Genomic DNA, 14,285 nt, shown 5'->3' with positions numbered 1-14,285 from the left:
GGGTGAAGGGAGGGTAGCGACATCGGCAGCTCCGTTCAGAACGGATGGTCCTTGTTCCAACAACGCACCAGTTGCCCATTTGGGCAGGTTGTTGCCTGCCAAGCCCCTAGTACTACTGTGTCATAAACTGACGGATCGAGGTATAGTCGGAAGAGCCATCATACGGAGGGCGTGTGATGAACCTTCCTATCCCATCAGAGACGCGCGAGGCGCGGTTTGCCGCGTATGTTGATGCCCTTGCAGAAGGGCTCGGCCATGCCGATCGGATTGCCCCGATGCAGGCCTACTGTACCGGGCTCCTCCTGCCGGGTGAACGCAAGAGCATCGAGCCCATGGCGGCGCGGCTCGCTCCCGACCGCGCCCAGGCGGCCCACCAATCCCTGCATCATCTCGTGGCGCAGGCCGAGTGGTCGGATGAGATCCTGCTGGCGAGCGTGCGCGAGCAGGTGTTGCCCGTCATCGAACGGCATGGTGCCATCCGCGCCTGGATCGTCGATGACACCGGCTTTCCCAAGAAGGGCACCCATTCGGTTGGAGTGGCCCGGCAATACTGCGGACAGTTGGGCAAGCCGGACACCTGCCAGGTCGCTGTGAGCCTGTCACTGGCCAACGCTCACGCGAGCCTGCCGATCGCCTATCAGCTTTATCTGCCCAAGAAATGGGCGCTGGACCCGCAACGGCGCGCCAAGGCCGGCGTCCCGGATCCGATCCGGTTTTGCAGCAAACCCACCATCGCGCTCGCTCAGATCCGGGCGGCCCTGTTGGCGGGGGTGTCTCCGGCGGTGGTGCTGGCGGATGCCGGCTATGGCTCTGAGACGGCGTTTCGCACCGCGCTGACCAACATGGGTCTGACCTACATCGTGGGGATTGCGTCGAGCACCAGCCTGTGGGCGCCCGGCACCGGACCCGTGCCGCCGCAGCCCTGGAGCGGGCGCGGGCGTCCGCCCACACTGTTGCGACGGGACGCTCAGCATAAGCCGGCCTCAGCCCTGAAGTTAGCGAAAGATCTGCCTCGAAGCGCTTGGCACGTGGTCACGTGGCGGGAAGGCTCCAAGGCTCCGCTGACCTCGCGCTTTGCGGCCGTCCGTGTTCGGCCGGCGCATCGCGACTACTGGCGTGCGACGCTGCGGCCAGAGGAGTGGTGTCTGATCGAATGGCCTGACGGCGAGAAGCGGCCGGCTAAGTACTGGCTCTCGACCCTGCCGGAGGACACCCCGCTGCGGGACCTTGTTGATGGGGCGAAGCTGCGCTGGCGTATTGAGCGGGATTATCAGGAACTCAAGCAGGAGATCGGTCTGGGACACTTTGAGGGGCGGGGCTGGCGCGGGTTCCATCACCACGCCACCCTGTGCATTGCGGCTTACGGGTTCCTGGTCTCCGAGCGGAGCCGGTTTTCCCCCTCAGCGCCCGTCCGCCTCGCGATCCGCAAAGCAGCGCCACGCCCCTCAAAGGCGGGCGGCCCCTATGGCCGCGCCCATTCGTCCCGAACGTCACGTCGCCCAGTCGATCGCCACCATCCGGGCTGAACTCATCTGCGCTCTCGTGCGAAGGCTCCCACGATGTCCCTGCTGCCACACAAAGTTTATGACACAGTAGTATTAGTTGTCTAGGGGATCTTTGGCTCACAGCTGAATCCATTTGGTCTTTAGGTTCTCGTATTTCTCCAAGGCATGCAACGAACGATCCGAACCATTGCCCGATTGCCGGACACCGCCAAGGGGTGCTGTGATATCCGCTCCCGAGTAGCAATTGATGTGTACAACGCCCGACTTTATTCTGTTGGACACTCGATGCGCCTTCGACAGATCGCGCGTCCATAGAACCGAAGAGAGGCCAAACACCGTTTCGTTCGCGATTGCGATTGCTTCTTCCTCGGTGTCGAACGACCGCGCAACAAGAACGGGCCCGAAAATCTCTTGCTGAACAACATCCATCTCGGTGGCCACATCGGTCAGGATTGTAGGTTCATGATAGAAGCCGCCGCTTTCGGCATGGAGCTGGTTGCCGCCATGGTATACAGTGGCACCCTGTTCGGCGGCGCGAGCAATCGCGGCCCTGGTTTTTGCAAGTTGAGCGGCATTGGCGAGCGCCCCTGTTGTGAAGGCCAATGACAGCGGGTCGCCGATCCGCATGGCGGTAGCCTCAGCCCGCACAGCCTCCATGAAATCCTTATATACGGATCGTTCGACCGCTAGACGCGAAGCTGCCGCGCAAACCTGACCATTATTGCGAAAGATAGATGCTGCCGTCTCTCTTGCCGCACGCTTGAGATTTGGCGCATCGGCGAAGACCAGATTTGGAGATTTGCCGCCAAGCTCCAAATAGACGCGTTTCAAATTCGAGCGCGCAGAATACTCCAGCAGCCGACGTCCGACGCCCCCTGAACCAGTGAAACCAAGTACATCAACATCCATGTGCAATCCGAGCGCCTCGCCCACGATGGCGCCACGTCCGTTCACCGCATTCAGTACGCCAGGCGGAATGCCCGCCTCTGCTGCGAGCTCTATCACCCGCAATATCGAAAGGCTCGCTTCCTCGGAAGGCTTTACGACGACGCTATTTCCAGCCGCCAGGGCAGGTGCCAGCTTCCAGCTTCCGATCATTAGCGGAAAGTTCCATGGGATGATCACGCCCACCACGCCCACCGCCTCTCGGTGGATAAGTGAGAGAATGTCATGGCGCGTCGGGGTGATCTCGCCATTTCGCTTGTCGATGGCTTCGGCATAGAACCGGATAGTGTCTGCAGCGGACTGCGGTTCTCCCTTTAGAGCCATACGAATATCGGTGCCGTTGTCACGGACCCCAAGCACCGCGATCTCTAGCGCATGCCTATCGATCAAATCCGCCCATTTGAGCATAATCCTTTTGCGTTCGCGCGGAGCCATACCCGACCAACAGCCTGTTTCGAAGCTGCGCCGCGCGGCGGCAACCGCCCGGTTCATGTCTTCTGAGTCTGACGCGGCGAGAACCGTCAACTGGGTTCCATCAATTGGACTGATCACCGGCATTACTTCGCCGCTCGCCGCAGAAACCGCCTTGTTGTCGATGAAATTCAGACCGACTGGCGCGGGCAACGCCCGCAGCAAATCAATGGTAGATTGTTCAAGGCTCATCCGTCTTATTCCACTCTGATTGGCTTAAGGGCGCCGATGCAGGTCCCGCTGCATCAATCCGACACACCCCGCCGGCGATTGTGCAATTGCCGCGCCGCAAGCCAAAATGAACCTTGCGGCCGGCTTTATGGACAAGGATGGTAAGCCGCTTTATCGCTGAACGGTGCCTTCGCGAAGCGGCGGTTGTAGTCGTCCATGAACCTGGACAGGAATGCGGTGGCAGCCTCAATCGAAGAGATCCCGTCCAGGCGCAGCTCCTTGACCAGCCGGTCCTGCAGGGTGCCGTTGGCGCGTTCCACCCGTCCCTTGGCTTGGGGCGAGTTGGCGCAGACCAGCAGAGTGCACTGTGGTCTGCGCTCCTCGAACCACCAGTGCTGCGAGCCATCACTCTGGACGAGCTCGCCGAGGCAATCGCGCCGGGCGCGCGGCTGATGCACGGGTTTGAGCCGCTGCCGGCGATCCTGCCAGAGGCCCTCGGCCAGCATCCAGCGCGGGACCGTCTCGACACCCAGGCTGATCCCGTGCCGTTCGGCCAGCTTCTCACAGGCCAGTGTCGGGCCGAAATCGGCATAGTTGGCTTTGATGAGCGCCAGCGCCTCGGTGCGCACCGCCGCCGGATAGCAGCGGTTGCTGGGTTTGCCACGACGCGTGGAGGATCTGTCGCAACTCTTTTTTTCCTAGCGCAGGGCTATGGCCCGCACTGGCGGAAGAGGGTGAGGCAGGATGTTCAAAGGTAGGCAATTTGATCGGTCAGTGATCCTGCTCTGCGTCCGATGGTACCTGGCTTACGATCTGAGCCTGCGAAATCTTGAGGAGATGATGGCGGAGCGCGGTATTGAGGTCGACCATGCGACGATCCATCGGTGGACGGTGCGCTACGCCCCGCTCCTTCTGGAACAATTCAACCTCCGCAAGCGGGCCGTCACTCGGAGGTGGCACATCGATGAAACCTATATTAAGGTCCGCGGACGGTGGACCTTTCTCTACCGCGCCATTGACAGCCACGGTGACACCATTGAGTTCTGGTTCAGCGAGCGATGCAATCTCGCTGCCGCCAAACGCTTCCTGAATAAGGCTCTCAAGCGACATGGCCGTCCCGAGAGGATTGTCATCGACGGCAGCCAGACCAATCGTGAAGCAATCCTGTCCTGTGATACGACAGACAGGCTGCCGGATCGATCACGACGTCAGCTGAAGCCGATCCGGATTCTCCAGAATCGCTACCTCAATAACCGCATTGAGCAGGATCATCGTGCCATCAAGCGGCGGGTGCGTCCGATGCTTGGGTTCAAGTCCGTGGACAGCGCCCGTGCGATCTTGGGCGGGATCGAGATGGTTCACATGATGCGCAAGGGACAGGCGACGTATGCCCATAATTGGCAACCATCGCTCGCCGATCAGTTCGAGCAGCTTGTTGCATAAACGTTTCATGCGGCTTTGGTATCTTTCTGTTCTCAGCCATAACTTGCGACAAAACCTGTCCGACACTGTCAGACATGCGACATAGCCGTATGAGAGCCATCATGCTGTTGTGAAATCATTCTCTCCTTTGGCACGGTATATGCAGAGCCATCCACGCTGAGCTGCGAACGCGGCACAGACTGAGGAGAAATCGTCCCATGATCACGCTGACCGACAATGCCGTCGCCGCCGTGAGGACCGTGCTTTCCCGAGCCGCCGAGCCGGCGTCAAGGTGTTCGTGGACCCAGGCTCCCAACCCGGCGATGTCACGGGGTCTGGATCCTCTGGCTTTGTCTTCGCCAATCCCAACCACGGGAGATCGGCAACCCTTCGTCGATGCACGGTTTTGGCGCCTCCGTCGGTGAGGCGCTGAAGAAGGCGCGCTGGCAGGTGCAAGCGCGGATCGGCGCAGAGTTCGTCCATGAGATCGCCTTCACCTCGGGCGGGACCGAAAGCAACAGTGCGGCGATCCTTTCGACGCTCGATTATCGAAGAAAAAAGGAAATGGTGTTATGATCCCGAAGAATGGTGACATCGGTCTGCAGATGCGGGCTTCCGTGCGGGAGCTGACGGGCCTCTCTCCGTCGGCCACCGACCCGATGGACATGGATAGCACGATCGGATTGGCTACGGAAAACGCTCTGGCACCGGATGAAGACATGGCCGGCGGGCTGCCACTGCAGCAGAATCTGGCGTCCGCCGAGATGTCCGTGCAGGCGTTTGGGGAGCAGGGGCATGTTTGGCCGCCGGCCGCGCCGTTGGAAGCCGTTGCCGGACCAGGCGGTAGCGCTCGTGGGCTTCCTGCCGCCGACTGCGGAGCCAGTGACAATCCGGAGGATAAGCAGGACTCAAGCATCCTCGACCACGTCCTCGACCAAGGGGAGCCACCGGCCTGGCTGCAGGACCATCTTGGCCTCCTCGACCAAGCGGAGCCACCGGCCTGGCTGCAGGACCAGCGTCAGCTCTTCCCCCTCTTCCCCCGCAACGAAGCCGTTGCCGGACCAAGCGGTAGCGCTCGTGGGCTTCCTGCCGGATACCAGCCGTTGTCCGGGGCTGCCGGGAGAGCAACCGGCGGTCCAGCACGAGCTTATGGAGGGCGATCGGGAGCGTGGCAAACGCAAGAAGCAGGCCAGCGAGCGTGAGGAAGTCGACAGCGCGGCTCAAAGGCCGCGATTGGATGTCCCGCCGCAGCGTCCGATGGCGCTCGACGCAACAGAATTGCTGGGCGACGAGCATATCACGCAGGATTACAATCTCGTGCGCGCGCAGTTGCAGGGGGACAATCCCGATTTGGCCGCCCGGACCCGGGGCGTGCAGCCCGCGCAGTCGAAAGAAGGGCTGCCAGCGCAAGAGCCACGGCGCCTCGACAACTTCGTCGGCGATCGGCGGGCACTCCCGAACCGACTCGAGGGGCAACGGACAATCGCCGTGGAGGAGAGTCATCCGGAAACGGCCTCAAGCTCGAAACCGACACGCAGTCGCGAGAAGCTCGATGAAAAAACCGCCGAGCTTGCGAGCAAAGCCATGGCGACGAGGTTTAAGCTGTCACGCGAGGATTGCGAAGCCATTGGTTCGCTTGCTCTGAAGGCCTTTGTAGACAACGCGGCGGCGCTGGCGACGCTGGAGTTCGGCGGCGAGAAGCTCAGCAAGGGCGATATCCTCACGATCCTGCGCAATGATGGTGCCGCGCAGGCGGTGAAGGCGCTGCGGGATAAAGCGAATGACCTAATGAATATGCCTAAATCGAAGGTTTTGGCAGCGGCGAGCAAACGTGGCGCAGCTGCCGCAATTCGAAAGCTTAAATGATATTATGGCAAAACATTTTCATTTGCGAGCTTCTCGAAGACAAACCGGCTTGCCTTCGGTCTCGCTCTCTTCGAGCGATCGCGCGTTCGCCAGATGCGCGGCGGCACCGTCAGAATTAACCTATGGGTGACCGGATCGAGGCATATGTGAGGGATGAAAAATGCTCGTCATCCTCGCTAGGCCCGCCACCGCTTCCCGGCTGAAGTGATCAGCTACGCGATCTGGCTCTATTTCCGGTTTCCCCTGAGCCTGCGCATGGTCGAGGAGATGCTCGCGGCCCGCGGCATCGAGGTCAGCCACGAGACCGTGCGGCAGTGGGCGCTGAAATTCGGGCAGGGTTATGCCAATCAAATCCGGCGGCGTCTGCCCGCGCCTGGGGACAAGTGACCCCTCGACGAGGTCGTGATCAGCATTGCTGATCCGCCCCCATGGAGAGGTCCGGTTGGAATGTTAATGGAGCGATGGCCTTTCCGCCAGCACGGATGACGCAGTTGGTTGAGGGTTCGGCGCGGCTCGCACCGACATGGCCGGGACGAACACCTCTGGGGCCGGCGGCTTGTATCCGATGGATCCATGAGGCCTCAGAGTATTGTACAAAGCCACGACGGAACGCCCACAGGACCGAAGAGCGCGAGGTTCTGTATCCGTGGCATCCCTGGGCCGGGTGCATCGTCCAGCTTGATGAGATCGTCGAGAAGGGCGCTGGCGATTGTGTTCGCTGCCGCCACGATGGTGATCCGTCCCGCAGATTGGAACTCCCTCTCTGGATGTTCGATCGGGCCGTGTGCGCGCCGATGCGGGTTGAGCTTGCTCCTCAGGTGGAGATCGCCGCAATCCAGGCTTTGATGGCGCTGCTGGCAGATGTGCCGAAGCGAGCACCGTCGACTCCCACGGCGACGACGGCAAACTGGATCTCTCACGACGGGAATCGGGGAGAGGCCCATGCGACGCCAGAGCAGCCCTCATTATGTCCTTCGGTCCAGACCAGAGCAGTTCGACCTGTTTGCCCCGCCAAGCGACGGCGGCCCGCCGCGGATGCCAGACTGGCAGACCCTGCCTGCGGAGACGCAGCAGGCGCTGACGAACCTGATGGTTCGCCTGATCCTCGAACACGTCCGCGACGGCCGTCTGGGACAGGCAGAGGAGCGCGGTCATGACTGACAAGATCCAGCCCCACCATCTGGAGCGCAAGGCGATCCTCTATGTTCGTCAGTCCTCCGCCCATCAGGTTCTGCATAATCGCGAGAGCAGCACCCTGCAGTACGCCATGCGGGATCGGCTGACCATGCTGGGCTGGGCGCAAATCGAAACCGTCGACGACGACCTCGGGCGGTCAGCGGCCGGCACCACCGCCCGCGCCGGCTTCGAGCGCATGGTGGCCGAGGTCTGCCTCGGCAAAGTCGGCGCCGTGGCCGCCCGCGAGGTGTCGCGCTTTGCCCGCAACAGCCGCGATTGGCAGCAACTGATCGAGATGTGCCGCGTGGTCGACACGGTGCTGATTGACCAGGAGACGGTCTATGCCCCGCGGCAGGGCAACGATCGGTTGCTGCTCGGGCTCAAGGGTTCCCTCAATGAGTATGAACTCGATCTCCTGCGTCAGCGCTCGCTCGCGGCGCGCTACGAGAAAGCCAAACGCGGTGAACTCCTCGTCACGGCGCCGGTCGGGTTCGTGAAGGCTGGCGACCGCTGGGAGAAAGATCCGGACCGGCGGGTGCAGGACGCGATCTTGCTGGTGTTCGACAAGGTGGCGGAATTGGGCAGCGCCCGCCAGGCTCTGCTGTGGTTCCACGAGCACGGGCTCGATCTGCCGGCCCGGCAGCCCAACGGCGATGTGGTCTGGCGCCGGCCCAATTACGCGACCATCCACCGGATGATCGAGAACCCAATCTACGGTGGCGCCTATGCCTATGGTAAGACTCGCGTTGCGGGCTATGACAGCTCAGGCATGCGGGGCAGAATTTGCCGCAAGCCCCGCGCTCAATGGCTCGCTCTGAAGCCCGGTACTCACGAGGGCTATGTCGATTGGGAACAGGCGGAGGCGATACGCAGAATGGTGAGCGACAACGTCCCGACCAGCCGGCATCATGGCGCACCCAAGCACGGCGACGCCCTGCTGGCCGGGCTCGTGCGGTGCCGGCGCTGTGGCCGGAAGCTGACGGTGCGTTACTCCGGCATGAAGCACAACATCCCACGCTATGCCTGCTGCCGAGGCCACCTCGACAACGGAGAGCCGCGCTGCATCGCCTTCGGAGGCTTGCGGGTGGACGACGCCATTGAGGCGGCTCTGCTGCAGGTGGTTCAACCCGGTGCGATTGCTGCTGCAGTCGCGGCCGAGGCAGAAGCCAGCAGCCGGCGGGATCAGGTCCGTGAGGCGCTCACCCGCGATCTCGAAGCCGTCCGGTACGCAGCGGACCGCGCCTTCCGTCAGTACGATGCCGCTGATCCGGGCAATCGCCTGGTGGCCGGGGAACTGGAGGCGCGCTGGAACAGGGCGCTGGCCCGAGTCGCCGAGGTCGAGGCGAAGATCGCCGCCCATGATGCGGCCCTGCCACGCGCTATGGAGATCACACCGATCTCCCTGGCCAGTTTGGCCGATGACCTGCAGGCTGTTTGGAGCGCCCCGACCACGGATGCGCGGCTGAAGAAGCGCATTGTGCGCACCGTCATACGCGAGGTGATCGCCGACATTGATGCGGATGCTGGCGAGATCCTCCTGATGATCCATTGGGTCGGCGGCGTTCACACCGAACTGCGTCTGCCCCGGCGGCGACGCGGCCAGCGCAACAGCACCTCACCTGATGTTCTTGCCGCCGTCCGGCATCTGGTTTTAATCGCCAATGACGATCTCATCGCCGGCCTCCTGAACCGGAATAAGCTTGTGACTGGCCATGGTAATCGCTGGACGCGGGAGCGTGTGACGGCGCTGCGTTCCCACCATCGTATTCCAGTCTACCGGCCTGCCCCTGATGGGGTCGAGCCCTGGCTCAACCTGACCCAGGCGGCCGCGCATCTCGGCGTCAGCCCCAAGACGCTCAGACTGGCCGCCGAGCGTGGTGAGATCACCGCCATCCATCCGCTTGCGGATGGTCCCTGGATCTTCAGCCGCGCCGATCTTGATGGATCAGCGGCGAATGAGGTTGCACAACGAGCGGTGCGCCCGGCAAAATACCCCACGGGACAGCATCCCGATCAACAAACTCTCTTTCCATCAAGGACATAGACAGATGGGTGTTGTGATGCAGGGTTGTAGTGCCGCCGCCAACTCTCGATCACGATCTTTGCCTCCTTGAGCGAGTAGAAGATCTCGCCATCGAGCAACTCATCTCGAAGCCGGGCATTGAAGCTCTCGATGAAGCCGTTCTCCCACGGACTGCCTGGCGCGATGTAAGCCGTCTTCGCTCCCACAGCCGTAATCCATTCCTGGACGGCTTTGGCGACGAACTCTGCGCCATAGTACATGGGGAAGCAGCGCGGCGGAGCTGGTCCGGGTTGCGCAGCCGCGCTGCCCGGGGTGGTCATGGCCAGCCGACAGGTCTCACAGTGATGTCGCTGAACACACACTGGAGGCCGACCGACCATGACCGAGCTCAATCGTACACCTGTCCCTGCCACTCTGGTAGCAATCGACATCGCCAAGCACCGCCACGAGGTGCTCATCGAGGCTGCCGGCCATCAGCGGCGTCGGCGGCTTACCATCTTGAGCAAAAAGGCGGAGTATGACCGCCTCGTCGAGATCATTATGGCTTACGGCGGCCCAGTGCTCATCGGCTTTGAGGCCACAGGCGATTACCACCGCGGGCTGGCCTACCGCCTGCTCTCAGCCGGCTTCGAGTTGCGGCTGGTCTCGTCCGTGGCGCTCGCCCGCACCCGGGAGGCGCTGCACAATGGTTGGGACAAGAACGATCCCAAGGACGCACAGGTGATCCTGCACATGCTCCGGATTGGAGCGACCCAACGCTATGTCGATCCCCTGGCGGCCGGGATCAACGACCTGCAAGAGCTGTCAAAAACCCATGAGGCGATCTCCAAGGCCAAGACCGAGACCTGGCACCGGATCCTGACCCATTACCTGCCTCTGTACTTTCCCGAGATCGAGCGTTTCGCCGGCAACAGCCGCTCCGACTGGTTCCTGGCCCTGCTCGAGCGCTTTCCCACGCCCTCCAGCATCATGGCCCTGGACCGGGAGAGCTTTGTGGAGGAGGCATGGCCCGTGATCGGCCGCAAGGTCTCCAAAGCCCGGTTGCTCAACGATATCTATGAGACCGCACGCTCCTCTACGGCTCTGCCCGTAGCAGAAGGCTCTGCGGCCATCGCCATGTTCCGCATGGTTCTGGCCGAGGTCCGTAGTCTGATCCGACAGAGGGATCAGATTGAGAAGCTCGCTCATGCAATGCTGGCTGATCACGTTGACTATCAGCGGCTGTGCACGATCCCGGGAATTGGACCAATCCACGCCCTGACCATCCTGGCGGAAGCCGGTGATCTGCGCCGCTTCGGGCACCACCGCCAGTTCCTGAAGTTCTGTGGTCTTGATCTGGCCACCTGCAAGTCGGGCACGTTCCGTGGCCGCACCAAACTGTCGAAGTACGGCAATGCCCGCTTGCGCCGGGCGTTGTGGATGGCCGCTCAGGTCGCAGCCCGCCAGCGCGACAACAGCTTTCGGGATAAACTTGGCCGCTACACCGAGCGCGATCGTCACGATGCTGATCTGCGCCGCAAGGCCGTGACCGCTTTGACCGCCAAAATGGCCCGTGTGGTGCACGCGGTGATCAAAGGCGGGGCAGAATACCGGCCGTTCTTTGAGCGTTGCGCGTTCGAGACGATCGTGATCATGGGTTCCAGATGATCGTGATCATCCATTCCAGGGCGAGCGTCCGGTGCCGGGTGGAAGGACCTCTCTCTGTGTGGGCCGTGAGGGCGCGCAAGCGACCCTGTAGATAATGTTTGGGCCTTCCACCTGGGGTGTATCTCGTATTGAGGATGGTGAGGACCACGGCAGTGCGAGCTCCGCTGGATCCTGTGTTTGCTATGGGAGAGAACAATCCCGTTGACGGTGGAAGCCACCTGGCTCAATCTGTTTGAAGCGCCGATCCAGCAAATCGGCGTGCTGAGATCTGTTGGCCCAGTGTCCCTGCTGCTCCCCCACATAGGACGTTGTCTGACCGAATGTGCCCGGGCACGCCGCGCAGGATGAACAGGTCCGAGAGCACATCAATCACATCGACCGCTTTCAGTTTGCGGTTCACCCGGATGGCCAGGCACTCATGGGTGAACTCGTCGACCACGTTCAGCATCCGGTACTTTCTCCCGTCATGGGTGCGGTCCTCGACAAAGTCGTAGCTCCAGACATGGTTGGGCCGCTCGGCGCGCAGCCGGATGCAGGATCCGTCGTTGAGCCACAGACGCCCTCGCTTGGGTTGTTTGGCAGGCACTTTCAGCCCCTCCCGTCGCCAGATCCGCTCGACCCGCTTGTCGTTGACGACCCAGCCGGCGGTCGAACGCAGGAGCTCTGCGATCTTGCGGTAGCCGTAGCGGCCGTAACGGCGGGCAAGTGCGATGATGTCGGCCGTCAGCCGGGCCTCATCGTCTCGTCCTTGCGGGATGCGCCGCTGCGTCGAACGATGCTGTCCGAGAACACGGCAGACCCGGCGCTCGGACACCTTCAGGGTCGATCGGACGTGCTCGATGCAGGCGCGGCGACGGGCGGGGCTCAGAAGTTTCCCGAGGCGGCCTCTTTCAGGATCTGCTTGTCCAGGGTCAGATCGGCCACGGCGCGCCGGAGCCGGGCATTCTCCGCCTCCAGATCTTTCAGGCGCTTGACCTGATCGGATTTGAGCCCGCCGAACTCTTGGCGCCAGCGATAGTAGGTCACCTCGTTCACGCCAATGGCACGAACCGCATCGGCAACCGATTGGCCTTGTGAGACCATCACATCAACCTGACGCAACTTGGCAACGATCTCTTCCGGCTTGTGACGCTTCTTGGGCATTCGGGTCCTCCTGTGAGCCTCAAGACATACTTCAGGGTGGACCAATTCAATGGGGGTGGATCACTTGTGAGGTATCTACGACGAATGCCGACAGTTATACTGTTGGCAAAAGCTCAGACCTACTTCTGTAGGCCCGAACTGCCACCAGCCATTCATCGGCAGGCAACCGCGCACGATGAGAAAGCTAGCAGTTCACGTTCGAAGCGCGTTCAGATCAGGAGCGTGCTACGCCGATACGAGAGAGGCAGCCTTAAGGAAACTGAAGCTGTCGACGAGTTGAAGATCCTCCGCTGAGACCAACCAAGTTTCCGGTACTCCTCTCCCCTACCCGCTTCGCCGCAGATAGCCGCGGCGCCGCTTGCGCTGGAGCCAAGTCTCAAGGGCTTCCACGGCGCATGATCGGTTTTCGTAGAGCTCGACCCTCCGCTGGCCTGGTCGCCCAAGGCGTCCCCATTCCCGGATCAGGGCAGCATCCCCAAACAGGCTGGGCTCGATTGACAGGACATAATAGCGGGCCATGTTGCAGCTCGGATCGCACCGGTGCAGGACAAGGTATTGGATTGTGTCGTGAGTCATGCGCCAGTGTCGCGCCGGCCCAGGCCCGAGGTCCAATCAAAGTCCTGAATCCTTTGCGCATCAACGATTCACGTTCGTGATGCACCCTGCTACAACCGCTCTCTGAGCCTGGGCACGCTGACCAATCCGTCATCCCAACACGCACGATTTCTCTCTCCTCATGACATTCTGCGCCTTCTCATGGCGAGGAGCTCGACGGCGAGATCGATCTTGCCGGCTTTGACCATGCGGGTGAGCGCGCGGAAGTAGCCGCCTGGGTTCTTGATCCGGCTCTCGCCGCCATTCCTGGCCACATCGTCCTCATAGAGCTGCAGGGTGTAGATCACGGCAATCGCCGCCCTGACGGTGCCGATCTCCTCCACGGCCTCGGCCCAGGCGCTCTCATGCGCCCCGAGAGAGGCGCGCAGGTAGCGCCCGGCCGAGACGATGTCGGCGAGATCCCGCACCGGTTGGCCGTAGTCGCTCAAGGTCGGGCAAGCCTCAAGGATCAATTCCGGTGATAGGTGCTCCGGGGTTTGTTCGGTTGAACGAACCGCCTCAGCTTTCTTCGGAAAGCCCTTGTTACAAGGCTCACTAGGAGATCCATTGTTGTTATTAGTGTGCCGGAATCTGGTTCCTCCATTGCCCGCATCTAAGAAGGCTTGTTCAGCGCGACTTCTCAACAGGCTCCACTCGTCGAGCAGATCCGCCGGAAGAGAAGCTTTCGACCGTGCCGGCGTCCTGGCTTTCAGCGTTCTCAGGTCGTCCTCCAGACTGGAGCGATCAAGGTCTGGATAGTGCTCGGCAAGGGCATTGAGGGCCTCTTCCGTTGCACGCCTGCAGATGGTGACCTCGTCGAAGGCCTGCTTTTGAGCCTGACGCAGCTGCTTCTGCTCGATCAGCAGCGTAGCCCACTCCCCTCTGCGGGCATAAACCGGGGTCAGATCGAACCCGAAGGCGTCGATGATCTCCCCAGCCAAGTCCTTGACGGCATAGCGCTTCCCGTTCGGCGAATCCTTGGGAACAATGAGCCCAAGATCCACGAGCTTGCGGATGGACTTCCGAATGGCCCGATCTGTCAGCGCCGTCCGTCCGACCAGATAGTCGTTCGACGGCCAAACCAGCAGTCGCTCCCACTCCTGCTCGCCCCAGCAGGCGACGAGCTCGGATAGGACCACTCGAGGCGTGGTTGGCAGGTTCAAGGCTTTGGCTGCATCCCGAGCTGCCGCCGATAATTCTTTACGCGTCACCGTGCGCCCGGTTTCGAGCGCGAGGTCTCTCGCGACCAGAGCGGCATGTCTCAGCCGCCGGCCTCCTGACGATGCAAGCTGCATCGCACCCTCCTTGTTGAGGGCAAAGCG

The 14,285-nt window shown here is 61.8% G+C and carries 9 protein-coding genes and 5 pseudogenes; 8 read left to right on the top strand and 6 right to left on the bottom strand.

All coding sequences use genetic code 11. From position 1 onward, the window contains the following. Positions 1 to 176: 176 nt before the first annotated feature. On the top strand, positions 177 to 1,526 hold the full coding sequence (locus U0023_RS27070; RefSeq protein ID WP_009762357.1) for an IS701 family transposase: 1,350 nt from the start codon (positions 177 to 179) through the stop codon (positions 1,524 to 1,526). A gap of 96 nt (positions 1,527 to 1,622) precedes the next feature. Here the strand turns inward: U0023_RS27070 and U0023_RS27065 are convergent, their stop codons facing one another. After that, positions 1,623 to 3,113 (bottom strand): aldehyde dehydrogenase family protein, encoded by a 1,491-nt coding sequence (locus U0023_RS27065; RefSeq protein ID WP_009762358.1) that lies wholly within the window; start codon positions 3,111 to 3,113, stop codon positions 1,623 to 1,625. Between the two features lie 152 nt (positions 3,114 to 3,265). Then, positions 3,266 to 3,673 (bottom strand): annotated as a pseudogene (locus U0023_RS27060) (hypothetical protein); the annotation flags it as partial. Positions 3,674 to 3,836: 163 nt separating this feature from the next. Between U0023_RS27060 and U0023_RS27055 the strand changes: the two are divergent. From U0023_RS27055 to U0023_RS27030, 6 genes and pseudogenes are all read left to right on the top strand, one after another. Next, the gene (locus U0023_RS27055) at positions 3,837 to 4,535 is read left to right on the top strand and encodes an IS6 family transposase (protein ID WP_009762360.1); all 699 of its coding nucleotides are present in this window, start codon (positions 3,837 to 3,839) and stop codon (positions 4,533 to 4,535) included. A 354-nt stretch (positions 4,536 to 4,889) separates the two neighbouring features. Continuing rightward, positions 4,890 to 5,060, top strand: a pseudogene (locus tag U0023_RS27050) (aminotransferase class V-fold PLP-dependent enzyme); the annotation flags it as partial. A gap of 531 nt (positions 5,061 to 5,591) precedes the next feature. Beyond that, complete coding sequence (locus tag U0023_RS27045; protein ID WP_154660907.1) at positions 5,592 to 6,380, top strand: hypothetical protein; 789 nt, start codon at positions 5,592 to 5,594, stop codon at positions 6,378 to 6,380. Between the two features lie 204 nt (positions 6,381 to 6,584). Next, positions 6,585 to 6,764: pseudogene (locus tag U0023_RS27040) on the top strand (IS6 family transposase); the annotation flags it as partial. Positions 6,765 to 7,322: 558 nt separating this feature from the next. Further along, the gene (locus U0023_RS27035; protein ID WP_009762366.1) at positions 7,323 to 7,541 is read left to right on the top strand and encodes a hypothetical protein; all 219 of its coding nucleotides are present in this window, start codon (positions 7,323 to 7,325) and stop codon (positions 7,539 to 7,541) included. Then, positions 7,534 to 9,600, top strand: coding sequence for a recombinase family protein (locus U0023_RS27030; RefSeq protein WP_009762367.1), 2,067 nt, complete (start codon positions 7,534 to 7,536; stop codon positions 9,598 to 9,600). Before U0023_RS27035 ends, U0023_RS27030 begins: the two co-directional genes overlap by 8 nt. Here the strand turns inward: U0023_RS27030 and U0023_RS27025 are convergent. Continuing rightward, positions 9,570 to 9,830: pseudogene (locus U0023_RS27025) on the bottom strand (integrase core domain-containing protein); the annotation flags it as partial. The gene U0023_RS27030 and the pseudogene U0023_RS27025 sit on opposite strands and share 31 nt — an antisense overlap. 127 nt (positions 9,831 to 9,957) lie before the next feature. Here U0023_RS27025 and U0023_RS27020 point away from each other — a divergent pair. Further along, complete coding sequence (locus U0023_RS27020; RefSeq protein WP_009491851.1) at positions 9,958 to 11,226, top strand: IS110 family RNA-guided transposase; 1,269 nt, start codon at positions 9,958 to 9,960, stop codon at positions 11,224 to 11,226. Between the two features lie 307 nt (positions 11,227 to 11,533). Here U0023_RS27020 and U0023_RS27015 read toward each other — a convergent pair. The 3 genes and pseudogenes from U0023_RS27015 to repC form a co-directional block, all read right to left on the bottom strand. Further along, a pseudogene (locus U0023_RS27015) lies at positions 11,534 to 12,369 on the bottom strand (IS3 family transposase); the annotation flags it as partial. 324 nt (positions 12,370 to 12,693) lie between these two features. Continuing rightward, the gene (locus tag U0023_RS27010) at positions 12,694 to 12,945 is read right to left on the bottom strand and encodes a WGR domain-containing protein (protein WP_040638541.1); all 252 of its coding nucleotides are present in this window, start codon (positions 12,943 to 12,945) and stop codon (positions 12,694 to 12,696) included. Positions 12,946 to 13,103: 158 nt separating this feature from the next. Beyond that, positions 13,104 to 14,258 carry a plasmid replication protein RepC gene (gene repC, locus U0023_RS27005; RefSeq protein WP_009491847.1) on the bottom strand — a complete coding sequence of 385 codons (1,155 nt, stop codon included), beginning with the start codon at positions 14,256 to 14,258 and terminating at the stop codon, positions 13,104 to 13,106. Between the last annotated feature and the right edge of the window lie 27 nt (positions 14,259 to 14,285).

Source organism: Microvirga lotononidis, assembly GCF_034627025.1.
In the GTDB taxonomy this organism is placed as follows: domain Bacteria; phylum Pseudomonadota; class Alphaproteobacteria; order Rhizobiales; family Beijerinckiaceae; genus Microvirga; species Microvirga lotononidis.
Note: the sequence above shows the minus strand (reverse complement) of the source record. Positions and strands in the feature narration are given on the sequence as shown.

What these genes read in the sequence shown, in the direction of transcription:
- repC (WP_009491847.1), bottom strand. Translation starts at nt 14,258, where the DNA reads ATGCAGCTTGCATCGTCAGGAGGCCGGCGGCTGAGACATGCCGCTCTG.
- U0023_RS27065 (WP_009762358.1), bottom strand. Translation starts at nt 3,113, where the DNA reads ATGAGCCTTGAACAATCTACCATTGATTTGCTGCGGGCGTTGCCCGCG.
- U0023_RS27055 (WP_009762360.1), top strand. Translation starts at nt 3,837, where the DNA reads ATGTTCAAAGGTAGGCAATTTGATCGGTCAGTGATCCTGCTCTGCGTC.
- U0023_RS27030 (WP_009762367.1), top strand. Translation starts at nt 7,534, where the DNA reads ATGACTGACAAGATCCAGCCCCACCATCTGGAGCGCAAGGCGATCCTC.
- U0023_RS27035 (WP_009762366.1), top strand. Translation starts at nt 7,323, where the DNA reads ATGCGACGCCAGAGCAGCCCTCATTATGTCCTTCGGTCCAGACCAGAG.
- U0023_RS27070 (WP_009762357.1), top strand. Translation starts at nt 177, where the DNA reads ATGAACCTTCCTATCCCATCAGAGACGCGCGAGGCGCGGTTTGCCGCG.
- U0023_RS27020 (WP_009491851.1), top strand. Translation starts at nt 9,958, where the DNA reads ATGACCGAGCTCAATCGTACACCTGTCCCTGCCACTCTGGTAGCAATC.
- U0023_RS27010 (WP_040638541.1), bottom strand. Translation starts at nt 12,945, where the DNA reads ATGACTCACGACACAATCCAATACCTTGTCCTGCACCGGTGCGATCCG.